Here is a 25997-nt window from a genome sequence, read left to right on the forward strand (position 1 = left end):
ATACACAAGAAGGCCGTAGCAACTTGAGAGTACTTGCTACGGCCCTTTAGAATTTATTGGAGGGTTTTATAATCGAACCCTGTATTGAAGGGTAAAGTTCCTGGGTGCTTCCATTTTCGCAAAACGGATGACGTATTCATCGTTGAACAGGTTCCGGACGATAAGTGTAAACTTTCCGAGTTTTTTAAGATCTACTCCCGTTCGCAAGTGAAAAGTATGATTTCCCCTTGCATTTTCTTCACGGTATTCTTTTGCCCCCGGAATGGCTCCGATAATTGCATCATCCACCTTATCCACAAAACCGTAATATCGATAGTCAAGCCCTATAGAAAGGAACTTGTAAGAGGCGGTAATGTCTGCTTTGGCCAAACTTCTATGATGGTATTTTAACAACGGGGAGTGCACTTCTTCCGAATCATTGAACATACTTTTGAAAAACCTGCCGGTGTAAGTGCCTAGGTTTTTTAGCTCTTCATCCGAATTCAAATCAACGGGATAATTATAAGAATAACCGAGTGAAAGGCGTAAGGGAATCATTCCGACTTGTCCTTTGCCCAATACGGAAGCTTCAAATCCTCCGATACGGGCCCGGGTCACATTTCCGGTTTTAAAGCCGATATATTTGATAAGGTCTTCCGTAGGTACGGAGTCGAGCGTGTCCGGTGGATGGTAACCAAATTGAAATTCGATCATATCATGGTAATCAGTCAAAAAGAGGGCAAAATCCAAATAAGCATCCCACTGGTCGATTTGCACTTGTCGTTTGATCCCCAGTTCTGCATTCCATCCGTATTCGGGTTTTAGTTCGGGGTTAGGAAAAATAGGCACCAACTCTTTGGATTTGTCTACAAACATTTCTGCCAAGCTGGGCATCCGGAATCCTTGACTGAAAGAAGCCCGTAGGTGAGTGGCTGTGGCCAGTTGATAATTGATTCCTCCACGAAATACGGGGATAGTTTTTGAATCTTTTTGGGCAATTTTATAATGTTCAATGCGCATTCCGGCACTTGCATTTAAGCGTTGGCCGGAGTAATCCAATTGTCCGAAAAGACCTAGAGTGTTTCCGTGATTGTTGCCAAAACCATCGGGATCGTCTACCTGAAAATATTGAAAACTGGCGCCTGTAACCAGTGTAAAGGGTTCGGAAAGGCGGGTTTGAAATTGATAGTTTGTATTGAAAAAATCCGATTGTAGGTTATTGGTAAAGTTGAGAAACTCCACATGATACCACCGGGTTTTCAATTCATGTTCATCTCCTTTGGGAGTCAATACACTCAGGAAAGGGTCTATGTGGTATTGCCTTTGGTCAATACGGACCAATCCATTTTCCTGTTGAGGGTTGTTGCCGATAAAAGGGATATAAGCCCCTTCGTCTTTGTTTTCCCAAAAGATAAATTCCGCTTCTTCACTTTCCATAATACTTCCGTGAAAGCCCCAGGTAAGTCCATGTTTTTGTTTGGGACGGAGCCTGAATTTGGCGGATACTTTTTTTAGGGATTGATCCACATTTCTTAAATAGCCGGATGCTTTCATATAGTTTCCACCCACTACCAAATCCGCCCTTTTGAAAGGTTGTTTGTGGCTTATCAGTAGTCCCGCCTGATAAGGGGGTCGGTCCCACCAGGCTATTTCTTTGCGTTTGGGCTTACTATAGGCAGTATAAAAAGTAAGCAATTTGGTTTCAGGTTTTTTATCCGGCCAGCTAGTCCGTAAATGAATCACCCCATTCAAAGCACTGGAACCGTATAAGGTAGAGGCAGCTCCTTTGAGTACTTCAACTTTATCGGCAAACTCAATTGGTAAAAAATTCCAGGGGATGCTATTTCGGTCGCCAGTGAGTAGAGGTTGTCCGTCTACCACCATTTGCACCCGGCTGCCGATTCCATAAGAATAGTTACTTCCGCCCCGTATCGCTACTTGTCCGTCTACTACTTCTGTTCCCGGTAGTTTGTCAAGGGCATCTGTCAGCGTAATCGCATTAACGTCTTTGATCAGTTGTTCACTAAGTAAATCCACAGAAACCACTTCCTCCATAATTCTTTTGAGATAGCGGCTGGCCGTAATATTGACCGATTCCAATTGATACGTTTTCGGAGATAAGGCAACTTTTAAGGTATCGGAAGGGGCGTTAGGCACAATGCTTTTGGGTAAGTAATTCAAGTGTTGAAAAGTAAGAGGCGAATTGTCTTTATCCTCCAAATGAATTTGAAAAAAGCCCTGGGCATCGGTAACGGTGAGTAAGGAGTTATTTGAATGAATACTTACATCCGGGATGCCTGTTTGTGTTTGTTGGTTGATCACAGTGCCTTGGACCGTGAGGTTTTGTGCCATGGTGTGTGAAAAAAGCCCTGTGAGGCTGTTGAGTAGAAAAATCAGTTTAAAAAACTTCATTAGAATACAGAGGTTGAGTAGACAAGTTGTGATTTACCCGGAATCGCTAAATGGCCATCAAATTTTTGAACATGTTTAAAATTCGTTGTGGAGCGCTTCCTGGGAGGTACTCCTTTGGTGATAAAAAATTCTCAGTTTAGTCGAGCCCTTATAAAAAGAACTGTAGATCACAGTTGTAACTTGTGCAGGAATAATTAATTATAGAAGTAATCCAGGGTGTATTCGTTTTTTGTTGGTTTGAAAATGAGTCTTTTATTAAGGGTTCATCTCTTTTTTGAATGATTGAAGTGGTTTACACGTATCGTTTTTGACCGAAGATGGAATCAAAATCGGCTCATCAAGGCATTTTTTGAAAAGAATAGCCAACGCTATTGTTGAAAAAAGGAATACAGAGGAGGCGTTTTTAGAAAAAAGAAAAAGGTTAATTCACTTCATTGATAACTAGCTCTCTGTAATAAAGGTAAGTGAAGTTATGAAAAGATTACACAATAGACCGAATGGAAATAGTCAAAACATCCGGAAGAAAGAAGGTTGCTCAAATTAAGGATTGGATTTTTTTACGTTGAGAGAAGAAAGTTTACGAAAAAACACTAAAAAAATAACCTGTCTCTAATGACTTAAAATTATACAATTTACTATTTGTTTTATTTTATTACATTCCGGGAAATATTTTATGTTACCTTGATTTTATTTATTTTTTATTGAATTATTTTGATAGAAATGGATTCTAACTTTCTGTAAAGCAATTTTTTTGTAGCAATATTTTTTTAACTCGTTCAAAAGTGAAAGAACAAGGGCTGTTTTATCACTAAGATGAAAATGCGAAAAAATGCATAATAAGTATGGATTTCTAACATCGGGATAATTTATACAAGATAGTATTCACATAAGTTCTGCGTTTTACCCTCAAAGAAGATAAAATACATTTTTTAATCAATATTTGACTCTTGCTATGAAAAGGAAAATCGCGTTATCCTCTGTTGCTATCTTAACTTTTTGCCTCTTATTTGCTACTAGCTGTAAGCCACCAAGGTACCGTGCTTGGTACAAAGGGCAGAAGTCAAAATATGCAATGTTAGATCGTCATGTAGATTGCCCGGATTTTAATACCAAAAGGAAAAGAAAATAAGTTATCAGGATAAAATTCTTTCAACCAGTTATTAGGGACATACTGCTATCTGCAAAAGGTAGCAGTTTTTTTATGTCCTGTGCGAAAGTATTAGCTTGGGAATTCTAGGAGTTGCCCGCTCTTAGCACAATTCTTTATATCTTTAAGCCTCAAAAACAGAGTAACCATTATAGGTCGGTAAAAGGAAATCCCTGTGATCAAGGCAAAAATTAACATTGCCTAAACCTTGATATTGACCGGTACAGCACAAACAACAATACTTTTTTTAGGTTTAACCTTTCCTGATTGACGAATGAAAAAACTGATAGTAGCGATTGACGGCCATTCTGGCTGTGGAAAAAGTACAACAGCCAAGCTGTTGGCCGAGCAGCTAAATTATATGTATATTGACTCGGGAGCAATGTACCGGGCCGTCACTTTATATTTTTTGCGTCAAGGAATTGCCCCGGACGATGTCTTTCAAGTGAAACAATCATTAGAACAAATAGATATAACCTTTGAAGTAAATCCTGAAAGTGGAAAATCCGAAATCGTATTGAACGGAGAAAAAATTGAGGCGCAGATCCGTACCATGGAAGTGTCGGGCAAGGTGAGTGAAGTCAGTGCAATTCCTGTGGTCAGACGCTTTTTGGTAGAGCAACAACAGAAGTTGGGAGAAAACAAGGGCATCGTGATGGATGGAAGAGATATTGGCACGGTGGTATTTCCGGAAGCAGAAGTGAAAGTGTTTATGACGGCTGATATTATGCAAAGGGCTATGCGAAGACAAAAAGAGCTGGTCAAAAAAGGACAAAAAGTGGATTTAAGCTCTATTATTGACAACCTGAGTAGTCGTGATTTTCAGGATTCCAATAGGGATGATAGCCCTTTGAGAAAGGCGGATGATGCCGTGGTATTGGATACTTCCAACATCACCATTGCCCAACAAACGGAACGTATTCTGGAAGTGGTGCAACAAAAACTTACCAAGGAGGCTTGAAAAATACGAGAGGTTAGGGTACAAATACCCAATTAATTACCAACTTTGTATTCCATATTATTCACTTTTACTGGATCAACACGATGGAAGTAGTCATAGACGGGAAATCAGGGTATTGCTTTGGGGTGGAGTTTGCCATTCAAATGGCAGAAGAAGAGATGAATGACTCCGGACAATTGTATTGTTTGGGAGATATCGTTCATAACCGGATGGAAGTAGAACGCCTGAATGCCAAAGGCTTGCAAATTATTGACCGGGAGCAATTAGCATCCTTGAAAGATTGTAAAGTTCTGATACGGGCTCATGGCGAACCGCCGGAAACGTACCGGACTGCAATTGAAAATAATATTGAGCTGATTGACGCTTCATGTCCTGTCGTATTAAAATTACAAAACCGGGTGAAACATGCCCATGACCGTATGCAGTCCAACGAAGGGCAAATGGTTATCTACGGAAAACAAGGACACGCGGAGGTAATAGGCCTGAATGGACAAACCCAAAACTCGGCCATCATTGTCACTACAGTGGATGACTTGGAGAAAGTGGATTTTTCCAAACCGGTGACGCTTTTTAGCCAAACAACCAAAAGCACCAAGGGGTTTTACGAGTTAAAAGAGGAGATTGAACGCAGGCTGGACCAAGTGAACGGTGAAGGAGCTCATAAGGAAATGTTTAATGCCAATGACAGCATTTGCCGGCAAGTTTCTAACAGAGAGCCTCAAATGAATAAATTCTCTTTGGAGAACGATGTGATTATTTTCGTGAGTGGCAAGAAAAGTTCCAATGGAAGGTCCTTGTATAATGTGTGCTTACGAAATAACGAACGAAGCTATTTTGTGGAAAACGAAGAGGAAATCAACCCTGCTTGGTTTAAACCGGCCGATAAAGTGGGAATTTGCGGAGCTACTTCTACTCCCATGTGGTTGATGGAGCAAGTGGCTGATTTTATCCGTAAGTTGGAATCCGAATTAGTGAAATAGAAAATAACTACAGGTATAAGTAAAAAAGGCGTGAATCTTCATTCACGCCTTTTTTACTTTATTTTGACAAACGAAGAACGAAGTGATTGCCTAAATCTCGTCACTAGGATTGTGTGTTTGGGCTTTTTTAATCAGTTTTCCGATTTCTTGGTCGATCATCCATAAGCCATGTTCTGAATTCTCACCAATCAGGTCAAAGATTTCTAAGATGCGTCTTGCCAATTCTTCTTCTTCTCTTTGTTCTTCTACAAACCATTGTAGAAATTGGAAAGTCCCGTAATCTTTTTTCTGCATGCAGAAATCTACAATTTTATTAATGGAGCGGGTGACAGCCACTTCATGTTCCAAGAGTAATTCAAATACTTCGCGTACAGCGGCAAATTCTGTTTTGATGTTGCCGATCTCAGGAGCTAAAGCATGTCCGCCGGATTCATTCACATAGCGGAAAATTTTCATCATGTGCATACGCTCCTCTTCTGAGTGGTGATATAGAAATTCGGCAGCATTGACAAACCCCTCTTTTTCACACCAAGACCCGGCTGCTAAATAAAATTGGGAAGACTCGCCTTCCATTCGTATTTGTTTGTTCAGTTGCTCTTCTACTTCCGCGGTTAATGAAGTTTTCAGCCTTTTTAGAGTTTTCATAATCTTTTTGAATTCTTAAATGAGTGTGCAATTGATCTTGTAACAAAACTACAATTATTGTTGCGGTTTTGTTCAGGCGAAGCTTAATTTGAAATTATACTAAATTAGCGTAAGGGGTTCTATAAGGGCTGTTTTAAGTGAAAAAAGCCTCCAAGTACTAAGGCTGGTAAAACAGCACTTGAAGGCCAACGGATTTCAACCGTATTGTTACCTTAATCTCTTTCGAAGGGCTTCTCTGTGGGGGTGACTGATAACTCTTTGTTTTGTCTTACCTTTGCGAAGCAAAACGAATACATATGGATTACCTTCAGTCAATTGTAGATATAGCCATTATCAGTGCAAGGTTGCACGTCAGAAAGTTCGTCTTATCCCCCGGGTCGCGATGTGCTCCGCTAACCTTGAGCATAGTACGGCATCCGGATCTTACCACCTATGTCATTCCGGATGAGCGCTCTGCCGCTTATGTAGCGTTGGGAATGAGCCAACAGACGAGGGAAACGATAGGTTTGGTTTGTACTTCCGGTACCGCTGCCCTCAATTATGCTCCCGCAGTGGCCGAGGCTTTCTATCAACAAGTGCCTCTGTTAATCTTGACGGCAGACCGTCCGCCTGAGTGGATTGACCAACAAGACGGACAGGCCATTCGGCAGCAAGGTATTTATGGTAATCATCTAAAGGGCAGTTACCAATTGCCCGTATCTACAGAGCATAAGGATGCGGCCTGGCATGTACAACGAATGCTTTCGGAAGCCATTCAACTCGCTCAATCCTATCCACAAGGGCCGGTACAGGTAAATGTACCCATTCGGGAGCCGTTTTACCCACAGCCGGATGAGCGGTTTCATTTTGATCATAAATGTAAAGTCATAGAAGAGCAGAAGGGAGAATGCCGGCTTTCGGAAACTACTTGGCAAGAGTTGATTGAGAAAATCAGACAAACGCCTAGAGTTTTGTTGGTGCCAGGGCAGCAACTACCTTCCCCGGCTCTACTGGAGAGTCTGAACCACCTTCCTTTTCCTATTGTATCGGATATCATCTCCAACCATCACGGACTAAAGAATGCCGTGTATCACCAAGATGCCTTCTTAATCAGTCAGGAGGAACTCAAGCAGAGCTTGCAACCTGATTTGCTGATTACGTATGGAAACTCGGTGATTTCAAAAAATTTGAAACTCTTTTTACGAAAGTACCAAGCTAAAGAGCATTGGCATATTCAGGAGGCTGGAGCCGTAGCGGATACCTACCAAAGCCTTACCAAGGTGATCCGTACCTCTCCGGAGTATTTTATGGCCGGTTTAGCGGGAAGGTTAGAAGAAGAACGTCAATATAAAGCGTACCGGGAACAGTGGCTGAAAACGGACCGGGAAGTGGCCGAAACGCACAAGCGTTTGGCACAAGAGCATACATTTCATGAATTGGCAGTGGTTCAACAACTCTTGGAGGCCTTGGACGGGCCGGTGCATTTGCACCTGGCCAATAGTATGGTTGTTCGGTATGCCAACTTTGTCAATTTAAGAGGGAAAGAACATGTAAAGGTATTTGCAAACCGCGGAACGAGTGGTATTGATGGAAGTAGTAGCACTGCCGTAGGGCATGCCTTGGCAAATCCCGGTGTCACTAATATCTTGGTGACAGGAGATATGGCCTTTTTCTATGACCGGAATGCCTTCTGGCATCAGTACCCTCTTCCTAATGTTAAGGTGTTTCTCATGAATAACCAAGGAGGCGTGATTTTCCGGATGATCGATGGACCGGCTAGGCAGCCTGAGTTGGAGGAGTATTTTGAAACCAAACAAACCTTAGAAGCCCGGCATTTGGCAGAAGAGCATGAGTTTACGTATTATCAAGCCGGAAATCAGCTGGAGTTTCAAAAGCAATTACAGGAATTTTTGCAAAATCAAACGGCTCCTTCCATTTTTGAAGTCAAAACAGATAAAATAAAAAGCAAAGAAGCTTTTGTCTCATATAAGAAGCATATTGCTTCCATGGGTGAAACAGAAGCTTAGAGTAGTCACAGGGTTTATTTTTCGAGTGTAGCTTTAAACATTAATTTATTTTTATACATATTAAAATTCAAACAAATGGCAAGTCAATATAAATGGGAAACCATTAAAGAGTTTGAAGATATCAGATTTGAATATTGTGAGGGAGTAGGTAAAATCACGATCAACCGTCCTCGCTATCGAAATGCATTTACTCCTCAAACCGTACAGGAGATGATCGAAGCGATGGATCACTGCCGCTACGATGAGAATATCGGAGTGGTGATTCTGACAGGAGAGGGAGACAAAGCATTTTGTAGTGGAGGAGATCAAAACGTAAAAGGAGTAGGAGGATATGTGGGAAAAGACGGGGTGCCTCGCTTAAACGTGTTGGATTTACAAAAGAAAATCCGCTCATTGCCGAAGCCTGTAGTGGCCATGGTGAACGGATTTGCTATTGGAGGAGGACATGTGTTACACGTAGTATGTGACTTGTCCATTGCTTCGGAAAATGCGATTTTCGGGCAAACCGGACCCAAAGTGGGAAGCTTTGACGGTGGTTTCGGATCTTCGTATTTAGCCCGTCATGTGGGTCAGAAAAAAGCACGTGAAATCTGGTTCTTATGCAAGCAATACTCTGCGCAGGAAGCCTGCGAGATGGGAATGGTCAATAAAGTAGTGCCTTTCGAAGAGCTGGAAAACGAAACCATGGAATGGTGTAAAATCATGTTGGAGAGAAGTCCGTTGGCCTTGCGTATGGTGAAAGCCGGATTGAATGCGGAGCTGGATGGACAAGCAGGGATCCAGGAGTTAGCAGGGAACGCTACCTTGCTATACTACTTTACCGAAGAGGCACAAGAAGGGAAAAAAGCATTCTTGGAAAAGCGTAAACCGGATTTTTCAAAATATCCTAAATTCCCATAATCCGTACCTAATCCGGAAAATACAATCAAAAGGTTTGTTGGCTGAGGAAAAGTCAATAAACCTTTTTTGTTGAGAAAATACCTACCCTCCTGTGTTTTTATCCTTTTGAGGCGGCCTGAGTCCGGACTGCGATTCTTTCCAGTCCCTGATAACTGATGACTATACTACTTTGCAAAGAGCGCTTGAAATGTTAGCTTTGCCTAAATTGTGTAAAATTACATGTGTGCTGACTTTTCAAGGCTTGAAAAGTCAGCTTACCAGTTCAACCCAATTGTAAAATTATTACAGATGATTAAGATTAAATTGCCAGACGGTGCTGTCAAAGAGTACCAAGCCGGTGTATCTGGTTTGGACATAGCCCGGGACATTAGTGAAGGCCTGGCTCGCAATGTATTGGGAGCAAAGGTAAATGGGGAAGTATGGGATGCTACGCGTCCGATCACCACGGATGCAGATGTCACCTTGTTGACGTGGACGGATGAGGAAGGCAAGTCTACGTTCTGGCATTCTTCTGCTCACTTAATGGCAGAAGCCCTGGAAGCTTTGTATCCGGGAATCAAATTGGGAATCGGTCCTCCGATTGAAACCGGTTTTTACTACGATATCGATTTTGGCGAGCATACGATCTCATCGGATGACTTTGAGAAAATAGAGGCTAAGATGTTGGAACTGGCCCGCCAAAAGAACGAATATATCCGTAAGGAAATCGCCAAAAGCGATGCCATCGAATATTTTGAGGAAAAGGGAGACGAGTACAAATTGGACCTGATCGATGGCTTGAATGATGGGGAAATTACCTTTTACGAACAAGGTGACTTTGTCGATTTATGTCGCGGACCACACATTCCTCATACAGGCTTTATCAAAGCAGTGAAGTTGATGAACGTAGCCGGAGCCTATTGGAGAGGAGATGAGAAAAACAAAATGTTGACGCGGATTTACGGAGTCACTTTCCCGAAAGCCAAGGAGCTGAAGGAGTATCTCCATTTGCTGGAAGAGGCCAAAAAACGCGACCATCGTAAAGTCGGTAAAGAGCTAGAATTGTTTACTTTTTCTGAAAAAGTAGGACAAGGTTTGCCGCTTTGGTTGCCAAAGGGTACCGTATTGCGCGAGCGCTTGGAGCAATTCTTACGAAAAGCCCAGGTAAAAGCCGGTTACCAACCGGTGGTAACGCCTCATATCGGTGGAAAACAGTTGTACGTGACTTCGGGGCACTATGAAAAATATGGTTCGGATTCATTTCAACCGATCAAAACACCTCACGAAGACGAAGAGTTTTTGTTAAAACCCATGAACTGTCCGCATCACTGTGAAATCTATGCCTCAAGGCCACGCTCGTACAAAGAGCTGCCGGTGCGTTTTGCCGAATTCGGAACGGTTTACCGTTACGAACAGAGTGGTGAATTGCATGGTTTGACTCGTGTAAGAGGTTTTACACAAGATGATGCGCATATTTTCTGCCGCCCTGACCAAGTAAAAGAAGAGTTTGTCAAAGTGATTGACTTGGTGATGTATGTGTTCGAATCATTGGGATTTGATGATTATACGGCACAAGTTTCATTGCGAGACCCTGAAAACAAACAGAAGTATATAGGAGATGATGAATTGTGGGAAAGAGCAGAACGGGAAATCCAAGAAGCGGCCGCGGAAAAGGAACTGAAGACCGTGGTTGAATACGGAGAAGCGGCTTTCTATGGTCCTAAGCTGGATTTTATGGTGAAGGATGCTTTGGGTAGAAAATGGCAATTGGGAACCATTCAGGTGGACTATCAGCTTCCTCAGCGTTTTGAGTTGGAGTACATTGGAGCCGATAACCAAAGACACCGCCCGGTAATGATCCACCGTGCACCTTTCGGCTCTTTGGAGCGCTTTGTGGCGATTCTGATAGAGAATACCGGAGGAAACTTCCCCTTGTGGTTGGCTCCTGAGCAATTTGCCATTTTACCGATTTCAGAGAAATACCATGCTTTTGCCGATGAATTGGCCGGCAAGTTGGAAGTCAATGATATCCGGGGTAGTGTAGATCACCGGGATGAGAAAATTGGCCGGAAAATCCGGGATGCGGAAGTTCAGAAAGTACCTTACATGTTAATCGTAGGAGAAAAAGAGCAAGAAACCCAATCGGTGTCGGTGCGGAAGAAAGGCGAAGGCGATTTGGGAAGCATGCCGGTAGAAGAGTTTATTACCCACTTTAAAGAGCAAGTGAAAGCGTATGTATAACAAACTAAAAAAAGAGCCTTCCGGGGCTCTTTTTTTGTGCCGTGGTATTTTATATTGAAATGCATTCAATAAATATTCTTATTTTTTGTTTATAAATAAGAATATTTTTTTGTGTTACGGGTCTTTACCCAAATTTTTTCAAGATCAAATTGCCGTTCGATCAGCAACGTATCAACGCTTATTGTTTCTGGAGATGTAATTGCTGCTTTATGGAAGATTGGAGAGACAGGACAATGGAAAATCTATAGGATTTAAGCCATAACAAACTGTATAGAAAGCAGAAAGGCTGCCGGAAGCACAAACCTTATGGATAAGGGAAAAGTTAAATTTTTCCATGACATTACCAATGGGAAAAAACAACGTATCACTGATACGGCAATTGTATCGAATGCATTTCTAACCGATTAGTTTATTTTCAAAACACCATGGAAGTAAAAGGCTCTGTCGTAAAATCTATTTACAACTTTGTAGAAACCCAATTCCCTACTCAACACAAAGTGTGGCTCAATGCATTGCCAAGTACCTCTGCAGACATTTACAACGATGCGATTTTGGCTACCCAATGGTACCCTATCGAGGAGGCAGTCATCCGACCTACCGAATTATTATGTCAAATGTTTTATCAAGGCAGCCCTCGAGGGGCATGGGAAGCCGGGATGTACAGTGCTCAGGAAGCCCTCACCGGGGTATATAAGGTATTTGTCATGATCAGTACACCGGCTTTTTTAATGAATAGAGCCGAAAAAATCCTTTCTTCGTTTTATGCGCCTTCCAAAGTGGAAGTAGTAGAAAGTACGGCTCATACCATGTCCATTCATTTGACCGAGTGGCCTTATCACAATGAGTTGTTAGAGTACAGAATTGGCGGGTGGATGGAAAAAGCTTTGGAAATTTGTGGTTGCCGGAAGTTGAATGTCAATATCAGCAAATCACTGGTCAAAGGTGATGAGGTTACGGAATTTTCCCTGTCTTGGGAAAGTTAGTTTTTATCTGAACAGGCTTGTCAAAGGAGGGGAAAACCCCTTGTAAGTAGTGTGTTTACAAGGGATTTTTCTATACTACAAGTTGAGCAATGCCTGAATAAAATCCATGTTCTTTTCTTTGTTTTTGATAATATACAGTGGGATTTTATTGTCGTATTCTAATAACTTTTCTGCCGTACTGCCCAATAGCCAGGAGGCCAGCTTGGTCCTTCCTTTGGAACCGACTATGATGGCATCCACATTTTCCTGTTTGGCCACTTCATAAATAATTTCGGCCGGGTTGTGTTCTTTATCCAAGGAGTAGATGCAGCGGGGCTTTTGGGGAGAGTGGATGATTTTCAAAAAATCTTCGTAGTCTTCTTTTACATTCTTCAGCATAATTTCGGCAAACTCTTCATAACTTTTGCCTAGCTTACTATATCCTGTAGGTACCTCATATACATGGTGGCAAATTACTTCTCCTTCCTCTCCGGCTCTTACTAGGGCGGCTTCCATCGCCATTTGGCAGTTGTCGGAAAAGTCGACCGGAACCAAGAAGCGTTGACCATTCATCGGAAAGCGTTCGGGAATAAACCCTACGGAACAATGGGCTAGTTTTGCCAGCTTTTTGGAAAGGATACCGGTACCGGTCAACTGTTTTTTCCTTCCGAAAATTGCCAGGTCTATATCTTTTTGATCAATCCACTCCAACACTGTGGTGGTAGGATCTCCTTGCTGCACTTCATAACATAATTCCGTATTCTCACCTATATTCATCAGGTCCTTCACCTTTTGCTGCATATGTTGGAGAATTTCCTCGTTTTGCGGAGATGTTTCCAGGTCGGGGAATTGTTCTGCTACTCCTTTGGGAATTTGCGTCTTTTTGGCAACATGAATAAAGCAAATATATTCTACAGAATCATATTGAGAAGCCATAGAGGCATACTGGAGCAACACATCGTCCATGGGGGTCAAATCCATGGCAATCAGGAGTCTTTTAAAGGGATACATATTTTTAATGGTTGTTCTACTGCTAGATGATATAGGGAAAAGTTAATAGCCAATCCTCTTTTCTCAAAATAAACTTGTAAAATTCTTTTATGAAGGGGGAAGCTGTCAAGCCTTTCTCAGTTTGTCTGAAAGGTTTGAAAAACTCACCCCTTACTGTACTTTCGTCAGCCGAAATGCTTCTCCCACCATCCTTTTCCAGGATAATATCCCTGGAAAAGAAAGGCGGTTTCTTGAAAAAAATACCTATTTAATAGGTAAATAAATGATTTCCTTCAGTAAATTTCCCCCTCGTTAGGAGGAGATAAGTTTATTTTTAATATTTGACATTAAGACCCTTAGTACTATTGATTCACAGTGTTGATACCATAGAGGTAAGTAAATAACAAATTTATCAGTGGCTACATTTCTACTGTAAAAGAATATTGACATTGCTTCTTCTTTTTAACAATGTGAGTTGTGGATTAGATTTAACGTAGCAGTAAAGCACACGAATGACTACAGAAAACCCAAATAATGACTCTGAATTGTGGAATGCCTTTAAAAACGGACAGGAAGATGCCTACCTGAAAATATACGACTTGCATTATAAATACTTGTTTACTTACGGCTTTCGCTTATCCTCAAACAAAATGCTCACTGATGATTGTATTCAGGAGTTGTTTTTAGAGTTGTGGACCAACCGGAGCACGGTGAGTGATGTAAAGCGTATCCGGCCTTATCTTTTGACCTATTTGAAACGCAAGATTTTTTCGGAGTTAAAAAGAAGTCCGGAGTATGAGATAAAAGAGTTTGACCAACACCTGGTGGAAAAGTCTTTTGAAACCTCCCTGATCGCACAAGAAAATGAACAAATTATCAGCCAACAGTTGGAAAAAGCCATTTCCCAACTTACCAATCGACAGCGGGAAATACTACACCTCAAATATTTTCAGGAATTGAGTTACGAAGAGATTTCCGAGGTGGCTTCTATCAAGGTCAGCCGGGTGTACAACCTGATGTATGAGGCGATCAAAGCCTTGCGCAAGCAGTTAACCTCGGTGGTCGTTTGGTTAAGCCTTGTGTCAAGCGTTTGTGATTCTTTACGTTTGTAGCTGTGTATTACAAATTCTTGCAAAGTATCCTTTCCGGTCTCTTTCTTAAAAGTAAGGGGATTTCAATGTACATGCTTTCAACGCTTTTAGAATATGAAAAGAAAGACTTTTATATTGTAAGATTGCTGGCTATCAATAAGTTAATTTGAGATGAGATTTTTTTTGAAAAAAAACAGAAAAAAATCCGTGAAAAACAACTTCGGTTTGCCACTACTTTACAAAACAGATACAAATCATAGAGTCAAGATAAATGATGGATTTTGCGGATTATCAAATTGAAGATTATGTAATGGATGATTCATTCCAAGCCTATTGTTTGGGGCAGGATCCGCAGCACGTAGCTTTTTGGGAGAAGTGGATTGCCGAACATCCCTCCAAACAAAGAGAGGTGGAGGAAGCCAAAGCTTTGGTAAAAGAGATTTTGGTCTATGAAAGAGCAACTACCCTGGAAGGAAATTATTTATCCGTTCGAAATCAATTACAAGCTTATATAAAAGCACCTTCAAAAAAAACAACTTTTGTTCATCCTATCAAACAACCCGTCTGGTGGCAAAGTTGGGCAGCAGCTATTTTACTGGTGGTGGTGGCAAGTGCTATTTTTTTCTGGAATCAGAGTCAAAGAAACGATGTGGCCGAAGTGACTCCACCGCTAGAATACATCATTAAGGAGACGCCGACCGGTCAGCGCTCTACGATAAGTTTGAGTGACGGTACCGTGATCAAGCTGAATTCGGAAAGCCGCTTGCGTATTCCCAAAAACTATTCGGCCGATCAGCGGAAGGTGTATTTGGAAGGAGAAGCCTTTTTTGAAGTGGCCAAGGATTCTTTGCATCCTTTCCGCATTCTCAGTGGGAAAGTAGAAACCAAAGTGTTAGGAACCTCTTTTAATATCCGGGCCTATCCGGAAGCATCCCAGATTCAAGTGGCCGTTGTGACGGGGAAAGTGCAAGTGTCAACTACCAAAGATGCCAGTCAGGAAGCTTTGATGTTGACTCCTAATGAAATGGGAGTGTTTAACAAAGGAGACCATTTACTGTCGAAGACCGGATTTGACAGTCGCAAAATGATCTCCTGGAAAGATGATATTATATACTTCTACAAAGACGATTTATCGGAGGTGGTTACCAAGCTGGAGCGTTGGTATGGGGTGGATATAGAAGTGCATAACAACGCAAATACCAGGAATTTATTCAAAGGCAGTTTTCAAGATGAATCGCTGGAAAATGTGTTGATGGGCTTGAGTGAAATTGTCCCTTTCGACTATCAATTCCAGGAAGGAAAAGTCTTTATAAAGTTGCGGTAAAAGCAACAAATTATAGTTACAGCTAATGCATTTCAACCTGACAAACATTCGCAAGTTAACTAAACTAGTAGTTATGAAAAAAGGAAATAAAGCAAGATAACAAACAAAAAAACCGGCTACATACAGAAGGTGTAACCGGCAGCTTTTTCTAACTCCCCAACTTTACGCTGGTCGCCAAACTTACGTGGAAAGTTGAGTGGAGCCTCAATTCACATTTCTGATAAAAATCAAACATTTACCAAAAACATCTTAAAGATATGAATTTGAAGTTACTAACCCAAATCTGGAAGATGACAAAACTCTTATTTTATGGGATAGTGGTGCAGAGCTTCCTGTGTGGAATGCTGATGGCAGAGGTGGGCAAATCCCAGAGTATCAAAGAGGTAACGCTTTCGGTAAACCTGAAGGATGCCACTTTAGAAGAGACTTTTGCTAAGTTGGAACGCAAAACCGGATTCAGGTTTTTGTACGACCCAACACAACTTAGTGAGCAGCAGCGAATCAACACGCAAGTCAACCGTACTTCTTTGGCCGATTTGTTAATTTCTATAGCCCAGGATGCCAACCTTAGTTTTAAACGGATCAACCAAACCATCGTAGTGCGTGATCAGTCTTCGGCACAAAAGGAAGATTTGTTGCAGGAGGAACTCCGTTTGGAAAAGGAAATCAAAGGTAAAGTAACGTCTACGGAAGATGGAGAAGGATTGCCAGGGGTAACCATTGTGGTAAAAGGAACGACCATTGGTACCACTACCGATTTTGAGGGGAACTATATCATTAAGGCTCCTGATAATGCGGAAACATTGGTATTTTCTTCTATCGGGTATCAAACCAAAGAAGTGGCTATTGGCAGTCAGGCGGAAATTAATATAACCTTAAGTGTCGATACCAAGCAATTGGATGAAGTAGTCGTGACGGCTTTGGGTATAGAAAAGGATAAAAAAGGATTAACTTATACTACTCAGGAAGTGGGAGGAGAGCAACTTGCCGTAGCCAAAGATCCGAACCTGATGAATAGCTTGTCCGGTAAAATAGCCGGAGTAAACATTACCCGTAGCGGCTCCGGGGTAGGAGGTTCCGTAAAAGTAAACCTCCGGGGGAACCGTTCTGCAGCGGGGAATAACCAACCTCTTTATGTAATAGACGGGGTACCTATGACCAATTTTTCGGCCAGCCAGCCTAGTAGTGTGTTTGGTAACGGAGACGGTCTGTTAGGCGGACGCGATGGGGGTGACGGGATTTCCAACCTCAACCCGGACGATATTGAAAGCATTAACGTATTGAAAGGTGCTTCCGCTTCTGCGCTTTATGGTAGCCAAGCGGCCAATGGGGTGATTGTCATCACCACCAAAAAAGGAAAAGAAGGAGCCGCCAGAGTGAATTTTTCTTCCAACCTGACCTTTGAAAATCCCACCTTGATGCCGGAACTCCAAAAAAACTATGGGCAGACATCAGCTGGGGCTGAAGACAGCTGGGGAGCTGCTTTGAGCGGAGGGGCACCTGTAGTGGATCCTAAAGATTTTTTCCAAACCGGTAGAACCTGGATTAATTCTATTTCGGTGTCAGGGGGAACGAAGACCAGTCAGTCCTATATGTCCTATGCCAATACGGATGCCAGAGGGATTATGCCCACCAATGAATTAGAAAAACACAATTTGACTTACCGCCAATCCAATATCTTTTTCGATGAGAAACTGGAGGTGAATTTCAACGTGAACCTGATCAAACAAAAAGTGCAGAACCGGCCGTCTCCGGGCTTGTATTTTAATACCTTGACCGGTGTGTATATGTTTCCCCGTGGTTTGGATTTCGACCAATATAAAACGTTTGAAGTGTTTGATCCTGAAAGCAATTTATTGAGTCAAAACTGGTTTATGGCTCCTTCAAATATCATTCAAAACCCCTACTGGTTATTACACCGGACTACCTCGGAAGACAAACGTAATCGTTTTATGGCCTCTACTTCTTTAAAGTATAACTTCACGTCTTGGTTAAATATACAAGGCAGAGTGAATTTGGATCGTACCAATGATCGCTTTGAGCAAAAGATACATGCGGGTACCAATACTACGATATCGGCCGAAACCGGGCGGTATATCAAAGAAAACTGGGTGAATTCTCAAGTGTATGCCGATGTGTTGTTGAATGTTAACCAAAGTTTCGGTGATAATTGGGGGTTGACTGCCATGCTGGGATCCAGTATTACCGATTATCAACAGGAAGCAGAGCTTATGGACTCTCGCTTGATTGGCTTAAGCAAGGTGAACATCTTTTCGGTAGCGAATATGAATCCGGGCTCGAGTTTTTCCGATATTTATGAGAGAAGACAAATCCAGTCGGTATTTGCCAGTGCGAATATTTCTTTTCAGGACAAAGTATATTTGGACCTTACCGGACGGAATGATTGGACAACCACTTTGAATGATTCTTATTTCTATCCATCGGTCGGTTTGACGTTTGTCATGAATGAACTGATGACTTTGCCTAAGGCGATTGATTTATTGAAAGTGAGAGGTTCTTTCAGCCAGGTGGGTAATGATGTGCCTATATACGCTACGCGACCTACCCACAGTATTGCTAACAGCTATCTGAATTTCAATAATGCGGCTTCTTTTGAAGAGTTGAAGCCGGAAATCTCTTCTTCTATCGAATTTGGTGTGGACTTGAATATGTTGGATAATCGCATGACTTTCAACCTTACCTATTATAAAACCAACACGAAGAATCAATATTTTGAAATTGCAGAGGCCCCATCTTCCAAAAACACAACCTATTATGTGAATGCAGGAGATATTGAAAACCGTGGAGTGGAAATCTTTTTAGGGTATGATGTATTGAAAAACGAGCGCTTTACCTGGAACACGAGTTTTAACTTTTCTACCAATGAGAGTGAAGTAATCAAGCTTGATGACCGCTTAGCTAATGAAGAATTTCGACTGAATGACCTGGGTACCTCACCGTACTTAGGTGTATTAAGGGTAGGTGGTTCCTATGGGGACATTTATTCCAGAAAATTAGACAGGGCTGAGGACGGATCTATTTACGTAAGCCCTGACGGGACTCCTATCGTAAATACTGATTTCGTATTTGTAGGGAATCCTAATCCCGATTGGTTATTGGGTTTTAACAATAGCCTGAGTTATAAAAATGTTACCCTGAATTTCCTGATCGATACCCGAATGGGCGGAGAGGTATTGTCCGTAACCGAGTCTGAGTTAGACCAAAAAGGGGTGTCTGCCCGCTCCGGAGATGCACGTGACCAAGGTGGTTTGGATATTCCGGCTACGGTAAAAGAAACCGGACAAGCGTATACGGGTAGATTGGATGCGGAAAAGTATTACAAAACGCTAGGAGGGAGAGATGCCGCACTTGGAGAATATGTGTACGATGCAACCAATGTGCGCTTGAGAGAATTGTCTGTTGGATATAAGTTTCCGGTAAAAGGTTTTGTGAAAAATCTACACCTGTCAGTTGTCGGTAGGAACTTATTCTTTTTCTACAAAGATGCTCCTTACGATCCTGATATGTCCATGGCGACCGACAACAGTATGCAGGGAATCGATGTCTTTTCTGCGCCTAATACCCGTAGCTATGGGTTTAACTTGAAACTAGGTTTCTAAACATCTCCTGAACTTTTTAAGTGAAAATGAATTTAAATCTCACTCATATGAAACATAGATTCATCCTTTATATATTTTCGGCCTTTTTTCTCGGAATGGCGGCTTGTACGGACAATTTTGATGAATACAATACCAACCCGAAAGGCCTGACAGACGATGTGTTTATAGGGGAGTTTTTCCCACAGGTACAACAGTCTATCTATTACAACTTTAACAATTCCAATTGGGAGTTTCAATTGCATCAAAACCTGAACGGGGATGTCTTTTCAGGATATATGATGTCGCCTTCTGTCTTTGCCGGGAATAATAATAATATGACTTATAACTTGGTAGACGGTTGGAATACTTTTCCTTACGATTTGGCGTACGGAAAAGTAATGGCTCCGGTACGCCTGATCCAAAAAAGGACGCAAGAGGAAAACCTACTGGACTTTCATGGAGTGGCGCTGATCTTAAAAGTTGCGGCGATGCATCAGGTGACTGATTTGTATGGTCCGATTCCGTATACAGAGTATGGTGAGCATGAGACCTCCACTCCTTTTGACAATCAACAGGATGTATATTATGCATTCTTTGATGAGTTAAAGACCGCTGTCGATGACCTAACTGCTTTTGTGGATGAAAATGGCGATGTGAAACCTTTTACCAGATATGATTTGGTGTTCGGTGGGGATTACATGAAATGGATTAAGTATGGAAATACTTTGCGGTTGCGCTTAGCCATACGTATTGCCAATGCAGATCCGGATAAGGCCAAGCAAGAAGCCGAAGCGGCTGTGAATCATAAATATGGGGTGATGGACTCGGAAGATGACCTGGCGGCCGTAAGTGCCAGTAATATAATACACCCCTTGAACGTCATCAACGATAGTTGGAATGATATCCGTATGGGTGCTCCTATAGAGTCCATTATGAAGGGGTACGAGGACCCGCGTTTACCCGTATACTTCGAGCCTTCTGTTGAGGTACCCGGAGAATATAAGGGGATCCGGCAAGGGATAGAAATTACTGCAAAAGAAGTGTATGTCGGCTTTTCCAAAATATCAACCACATTGATCAAGAGGAATTCTCCCCTTCAATTGATGGCTCCGGAAGAAGCGTACTTCTTGCGGGCGGAAGGTGCCTTAAGAGGATGGAATATGGGAGGTAGCGCGAAAGATTTGTACGAAATGGGAATCAAAATTTCCTTTAGCCGTCATGGGGTATTGGATGCTTATGCGGATTATATCGAAGATGATGAGTCTACGGCTGCTCCTTACATAGACCCTCAAAATCCGGAAAATAATGTGGAAGCCGGTAGCGAATATTTGAGTAACGTGACGATCAAGTGGGAGGATGGAGATGATTTTGAAACCAAGTTGGAGCGAATCATCACCCAAAAGTGGTTGGCTGTATTTCCGGATGGGAAAGAAGCTTGGGCCGAATTCCGGAGAACAGGTTATCCCTCTTTGTTTCCTGTCGTCATTAACAATAGCCAAGGCAAAATCCCAGCATTTATCAAACGTTTGAGGTTTCCTCAATCGGAATACCAAGCCAATGGAGAGCAAGTACAACAAGCCATTCAAATGATTGGCGGGGAAGACAATGGAGGGGTATCGCTTTGGTGGGATGTAGATTAAATAATGAACTCATTGATTTAAAATATTTAAGAATAGTTGCATAGTTAGTTAATCGTAAAATGTGTGGCATTCATGTGCATATTGAAAGGGAGACCTTATGGGTCTCTTTTTTATTTTTAAAGCGTTGGTTTTTGGAAAGTATATAACATTATCTCGGTAATTTAATTTGCTTTTTGTTAAAATAATATAACCTGTAACTTATTGGTTTTTAGTTGGTTGTTAAAAAGTTTCAAGTTTGCTATTAAAAAATGTTAAAAATTTCCGTGAAAAAATACGAAAACTTGCCACTACCTTACAAACGCAATGATATACCAAATTAAATGACTGATTTCACAGATTACCAAGTGGAAGATTTTATCATGGATGATTCATTCCAAGATTATTGTTTGGAATTGAATCAACACCATACATCTTTTTGGGAACTGTGGATTACTGAAAACCCTTCTAAGCAAGAAGAGTTTGAAGAAGCCAAGGCTTTGTTGAAAGAAATTTTGATCCATGAAACAGCCAGCGCTCAGGAAGGAAATTATTTATTTATTCGAAATAAATTACAAGCATATATAAATTCATCTCTTTCACAAAAGATAAAATTTGTTCATCGTATTCATCAGCCTGTCTGGTGGCGGAATTGGGCTGCTGCTATAGTATTGGTATTGCTGGCAAGCATCATCTTTTTGTGGAACCGTGGCCAAACGGAAGTAATTGCCGAAGTGACTCCTCCGGTAGAATATATCGTGAAAGAGACGCTTACCGGCCAGCGTTCCACGATAAACTTGAGTGACGGTACGGTGATCAAGTTAAATTCGGAGAGCCGTTTACGTATTCCCAAAAATTATTCGGCCCATCAACGGGAGGTGTATTTGGAAGGAGAAGCCTTTTTTGAGGTGGCCAAGGATTCCTTGCATCCCTTCCGCATCTTGAGTGGAAAGGTAGAAACCAAAGTATTGGGAACCTCTTTTAATATCCGGGCTTATCCGGAAGCATCCCAGATACAAGTGGCGGTGGTCACGGGGAAAGTACAGGTATCGAACACGAAAGGTTCCGGTCAGGCAGCGTTGATGCTGACCCCCAATGAGATGGCAGTGTTCAGCAAAGGCGATCATTTATTCTCGAAAACCGGGTTTGACAATCGAAAGGTGACTTCCTGGAAGGACGACATCATTTATTTCTACAAAGATGATTTATCGAAGGTGGTGACCAAGCTGGAGCGTTGGTACGGAGTGGAAGTAGAGGTATATAACAATGCAAATACCAGGAATTTGTTCAAGGGTAGTTTTCAAGAGGAATCCCTGGAAAATGTGTTGATGGGTTTGAGTGAAATTGTTCCTTTTGACTACCAATTCAGGGAAGGGAAAGTGTTTATAAAGTTGCACTAAGTCAGTAGAAAAGTAAGGTTTTCTCTTCTATGTAGAGAAAGCGAAGGCATAGTACATTTCGCAAAGAATACAGCTTTTTGAGAAAAATGAGTAGGGGAGAGGTGTGTGCATATGCGGAAGCCGTTATTGACTTGATACAACTACTATTTTGATTCAAACTACCATTTCTTGTTACACTAAACTTGTATGTATGAAAAGAAAAAATACTAGCTAATCCACTTACCGGCTACAGCATGAGTATGTATCGTAGCATCTTCAAACTCTCCCAACTTTTGCTTGGTCGCCAAACTACGTGCAAAGTTGGGTTGGGACTCATTTTTCATTCCTAAAAATCATCTTTTACCTAAAAACTTTAACAATATGAATTTGAAGTTACTAACCCAAATCTGGAAGATGACAAAACTCTTATTTTATGGGATAGTGGTGCAGAGCTTCCTGTGTGGGATGCTGATGGCAGAGGTGGGCAAATCCCAGAGCATCAAAGAGGTAACGCTTTCAGTAACGCTGAAGGATGCCACTTTGGAAGAGGCGTTTGCTAAGTTGGAGCGCAAAACCGGGTTCAGGTTTTTGTACGATCCGACACAACTTAGCGGACAGCAACGAATTAACACGCAAGTCAGCCGTGCTTCTTTGGCCGATTTGTTAATTTCTATAGCCCAAGATGCCAACCTTAGTTTTAAACGGATCAACCAAACCATTGTAGTACGTGATCAGTCTTCGGCACAAAAGGAAGATTTATTGCAGGAGGAACTCCGTTTGGAAAAGGAAATCAAGGGGCAAGTAACTTCTTCGGAAGATGGCGCTCCGCTACCGGGTGTGACCATTGTCGTAAAAGGAACTACCATTGGTACTACCACCGACTTTGACGGTAATTATCATATCAATGCGCCGGATGATGCTGAGATTTTGGTATTTTCTTCTATCGGGTATCAAACCAAAGAAGTGACTATCGGCAATCAGTCGGAAATTAATATAGTATTGCCGATTGATACACAACAGTTGGAAGAAGTGGTGGTGACGGCATTGGGCATTGAGCGGGAAGCAAAAACCTTGGCTTATGGAGCCGCTCAATTAGGAGGTGAAGAAATGGCCATGGCCCGTGAAGGCAATATCCTGAACAATTTATCGGGAAAGGTTGCTGGGGTGAACATCTCTCAAGCCGGTACCGGATTGGGAGGTTCTACCCGGATCACTATTAGGGGTAACAGCTTTTTTCAAGGCAATAACCAACCGCTGATCGTCATTGACGGAGTGCCGATTGACAACCAGGGGACTTCTACCGATGATACCTATGGAAACCGTCAATTGGACTATGGAAATGGCTTGTCCGATATTAATATGGACGATGTGGAAAATATTTCAGTGCTGAAAGGACCTGCGGCTACGGCTCTTTACGGATCGAGAGCAGGCAATGGGGTAGTAATGATTACCACCAAGTCTGGAGGAAAAGAGCGTTTCGGTATGTCTTTTAATTCCAATACGGTCATTGAAATGCCCAGGGATTATTTGGAAATGCAGAATAGATACGGGCAAGGTTCCGAAGGAGTGTTCGATCCCTCTTCCGGGAATAGTTGGGGACCGGCCATGGATGGCTCGCAGGTGACGGACTGGACGGGCGAAACCAAAGCATATAGCCCAAACAACAATGATATCAAAGACTTTTTGGAAAATGGGGTTTCTACCACCAATACCTTGGAGTTATTTGCCAATGGCGAGAAATCCAGTGTGCGCGGATCGGTGGGACACAACTATGCCGAAGGGGTGTTTCCGGGTAGTGAAATTAAGAAAATCCTGGCCTCTATGAAGGTGAGTACCAAGATGACCGATAAAATTTCCAGTGAGGTAAGTTTTAATTATGCCAATACACAAGGTAAAAACCGGATCAAACTCACCCGTGACCCGGATAACCCCTATTATTCGTATGTAATTATGCCGAGAAGTGTGTCTTATTCGGATTTGAAAACACATGTCAGAAATCCGGAGACACTGGAGCCTTTGAGATGGACCTCAAACGGGGGCGTTATCTTAAATCCGTATTATACCGTGAAGTACAATACCAATGAAGATAGCAAAGACCGCTTGATTGGTTATGCGAAATTCAAATATGAGTTTAGCGAAAATGCGTATTTTCATGTTCGTTACGGACTTGACTTTTACTCTTTACGACAGCGAGACCAACTGGGTACCGGAGTTCCTTATTGGTTTAGTAGCGGAGATGTCCGGCAAACGCAAACCCAGGCAAAAGAGAGTAATATTGAGTTATTGATGCAAATCAACAAAATCGATTTGGTAAAAAATGCCTTGTCGGCCAACCTGAGTTTAGGAGGGAATTTTATGGCCGTCAACAATTACTCTCAATATGCGGCTGCGAATGGTTTGGAGGTCCCTGAATTTTATTCAATTCGAAACTCTTTAGATAGAGATGCTTCTGAGAACCGCTACCAAAAGCGGGTAAACTCTGCCTTTGGGATGGTACAGTTTTCATTCAAAGAGTTTCTCTTTTTAGATGTAACGGCTCGTCAGGATTGGTCTAGTACATTGAAGGATGACAATTGGAGCTATTTCTACCCGTCTGTCGGAATGAGCTGGGTGATTTCGGATACTTTTGAAGGAATGCCCTCATGGTTGAGTTTTGCCAAAGTACGCGCTTCCTACGCAGAGGTCGGAAATGATCCGGAACCTTATGGCTTGTATCTGACCAATACCATTACCAACTCGGGAGCCATCGCTCCGGATACGAAACCCAACCCGGATATTCAACCGGAGCGCCTGAAGTCTATTGAGTTAGGAATGGATTTGAATCTGTTCCAGGATCGAGTAGCCTTCGAAATGACGTATTATAAGAACAATGCCATCAATCAAATTATCAAATTACCGGTCAATCCTGCTCTGGAAGGTTTCAAGTATGAGTGGATAAATGCCGGGGAAATTGAAAACAAAGGTTTGGAGCTTTCCTTGAACGCCAAATTAGTTCAAACGGAGAAATTCGGGTTGAATTTGGGTGTAAACTGGTATAAGAATACCAACAAGATTATTTCATTGGATTCTGAAGTAGAAGAATATTTGTTAAGTGATGGGGATGTCTTAGTAAAAATTTGGGCCGTGGAAGGGGGAGCATTTGGCGATATTTACGGGACTACCATTAAAACCGATGAACAAGGACGTCCCATTTTGAATGCTGAAGGCAACTATCAGGAAAGTGATACGGAAGTAAAACTCGGAAATTATACACCGGATTGGAATGCCGGAGTGAACCTGGGTTTTACCTATGGATCCGCCACTACCGGACAATTTTCCTTCAATGTATTGTTTGATTATACCAAAGGAGGTGATATTTATTCCTTTACCAATGCACAAGCGGCAAGGTTTGGTACCAGTGCAATGACCTTGGAAAATAACCGGGAGGGTTACACCATTGAAGGGGTGGATGCGGAAGGAAATTCCGTTACTTCTACCATCAGTGCCCAGCAATACTGGACGAATAAAGCTAATATTGATTCTGAGTGGATTTATGATAAAAGTGAGTTGAACTTAAGAGAACTTACCTTGGGATACCGCTTTCCTACTTCCCTGTTTGACAACTTACCTGTCAAAGGCGCTTCGTTGAACATTGTGGCCCGGAACCTGGCCACCTTCGGAAGTAACCTGAACGGGGTACCTCCTTATGCCTATACCACCTCCAACCAACAAGGTGCCGAGGCGTATGCCGCTCCGAGAACTTCTACCCTCGGTTTTAATTTAAGAGTACAATTCTAAATGGGATGA

Annotated in this window: 15 protein-coding genes; 12 read left to right on the forward strand and 3 right to left on the reverse strand. The window is 42.1% G+C overall.

Annotation, left to right across the window (positions count from 1 at the left end; all coding sequences use genetic code 11):
- Window positions 1–66: 66 nt before the first annotated feature.
- A complete protein-coding gene (locus tag AAG747_RS17885; RefSeq protein ID WP_346822578.1) occupies window positions 67–2391 on the reverse strand; it encodes a TonB-dependent receptor in 2325 nt (774 codons plus the stop codon).
- Window positions 2392–3812: 1421 nt separating this feature from the next.
- On the opposite strand from AAG747_RS17885, the gene cmk reads away from it, so the two are divergent.
- Together cmk and AAG747_RS17895 are read left to right on the forward strand one after the other, a co-directional pair.
- Complete coding sequence (cmk, locus tag AAG747_RS17890; protein WP_346822579.1) at window positions 3813–4499, forward strand: (d)CMP kinase; 687 nt, start codon at window positions 3813–3815, stop codon at window positions 4497–4499.
- Between the two features lie 83 nt (window positions 4500–4582).
- On the forward strand, window positions 4583–5479 hold the full coding sequence (locus AAG747_RS17895) for a 4-hydroxy-3-methylbut-2-enyl diphosphate reductase (protein WP_346822580.1): 897 nt from the start codon (window positions 4583–4585) through the stop codon (window positions 5477–5479).
- Between the two features lie 90 nt (window positions 5480–5569).
- On the opposite strand, the gene AAG747_RS17900 is transcribed toward AAG747_RS17895, so the two are convergent.
- Window positions 5570–6124, reverse strand: coding sequence for a ferritin (locus AAG747_RS17900; RefSeq protein ID WP_346822581.1), 555 nt, complete (start codon window positions 6122–6124; stop codon window positions 5570–5572).
- A gap of 296 nt (window positions 6125–6420) precedes the next feature.
- Between AAG747_RS17900 and menD the strand changes: the two genes are divergently transcribed.
- The 4 genes from menD (at window position 6421) to AAG747_RS17920 (ending at window position 12233) form a co-directional block, all read left to right on the forward strand.
- Window positions 6421–8130: a 2-succinyl-5-enolpyruvyl-6-hydroxy-3-cyclohexene-1-carboxylic-acid synthase gene (gene menD, locus AAG747_RS17905; protein WP_346822582.1), complete on the forward strand. Its 1710-nt coding sequence runs from the start codon at window positions 6421–6423 to the stop codon at window positions 8128–8130.
- Window positions 8131–8205: 75 nt separating this feature from the next.
- Complete coding sequence (gene menB / locus AAG747_RS17910; protein WP_346822583.1) at window positions 8206–9030, forward strand: 1,4-dihydroxy-2-naphthoyl-CoA synthase; 825 nt, start codon at window positions 8206–8208, stop codon at window positions 9028–9030.
- 288 nt (window positions 9031–9318) lie between these two features.
- A complete protein-coding gene (gene thrS / locus AAG747_RS17915; protein ID WP_346822584.1) occupies window positions 9319–11250 on the forward strand; it encodes a threonine--tRNA ligase in 1932 nt (643 codons plus the stop codon).
- Window positions 11251–11675: 425 nt separating this feature from the next.
- Window positions 11676–12233: a hypothetical protein gene (locus AAG747_RS17920; protein ID WP_346822585.1), complete on the forward strand. Its 558-nt coding sequence runs from the start codon at window positions 11676–11678 to the stop codon at window positions 12231–12233.
- A 75-nt stretch (window positions 12234–12308) separates the two neighbouring features.
- On the opposite strand, the gene AAG747_RS17925 is transcribed toward AAG747_RS17920, so the two are convergent.
- The gene (locus AAG747_RS17925) at window positions 12309–13223 is read right to left on the reverse strand and encodes a universal stress protein (protein WP_346822586.1); all 915 of its coding nucleotides are present in this window, start codon (window positions 13221–13223) and stop codon (window positions 12309–12311) included.
- 491 nt (window positions 13224–13714) lie between these two features.
- Here AAG747_RS17925 and AAG747_RS17930 point away from each other — a divergent pair, with 491 nt between their 5' ends.
- From AAG747_RS17930 to AAG747_RS17955, 6 genes are all read left to right on the forward strand, one after another.
- Complete coding sequence (locus AAG747_RS17930) at window positions 13715–14314, forward strand: RNA polymerase sigma factor (protein WP_346822587.1); 600 nt, start codon at window positions 13715–13717, stop codon at window positions 14312–14314.
- A 250-nt stretch (window positions 14315–14564) separates the two neighbouring features.
- Window positions 14565–15617: a FecR family protein gene (locus tag AAG747_RS17935; protein WP_346822588.1), complete on the forward strand. Its 1053-nt coding sequence runs from the start codon at window positions 14565–14567 to the stop codon at window positions 15615–15617.
- 257 nt (window positions 15618–15874) lie between these two features.
- A complete protein-coding gene (locus AAG747_RS17940) occupies window positions 15875–19237 on the forward strand; it encodes a SusC/RagA family TonB-linked outer membrane protein (RefSeq protein WP_346822589.1) in 3363 nt (1120 codons plus the stop codon).
- A gap of 47 nt (window positions 19238–19284) precedes the next feature.
- Window positions 19285–20856, forward strand: a complete 1572-nt coding sequence (locus AAG747_RS17945) for a RagB/SusD family nutrient uptake outer membrane protein (RefSeq protein WP_346822590.1) — start codon at window positions 19285–19287, stop codon at window positions 20854–20856.
- Between the two features lie 320 nt (window positions 20857–21176).
- On the forward strand, window positions 21177–22232 hold the full coding sequence (locus tag AAG747_RS17950; protein ID WP_346822591.1) for a FecR family protein: 1056 nt from the start codon (window positions 21177–21179) through the stop codon (window positions 22230–22232).
- Window positions 22233–22592: 360 nt separating this feature from the next.
- Window positions 22593–25988, forward strand: a complete 3396-nt coding sequence (locus tag AAG747_RS17955) for a SusC/RagA family TonB-linked outer membrane protein (protein WP_346822592.1) — start codon at window positions 22593–22595, stop codon at window positions 25986–25988.
- The last annotated feature ends 9 nt before the right edge of the window (window positions 25989–25997 follow it).

Source organism: Rapidithrix thailandica (assembly GCF_039710355.1).
Classification (GTDB): Bacteria; Bacteroidota; Bacteroidia; order Cytophagales; family Flammeovirgaceae; genus Rapidithrix; species Rapidithrix thailandica.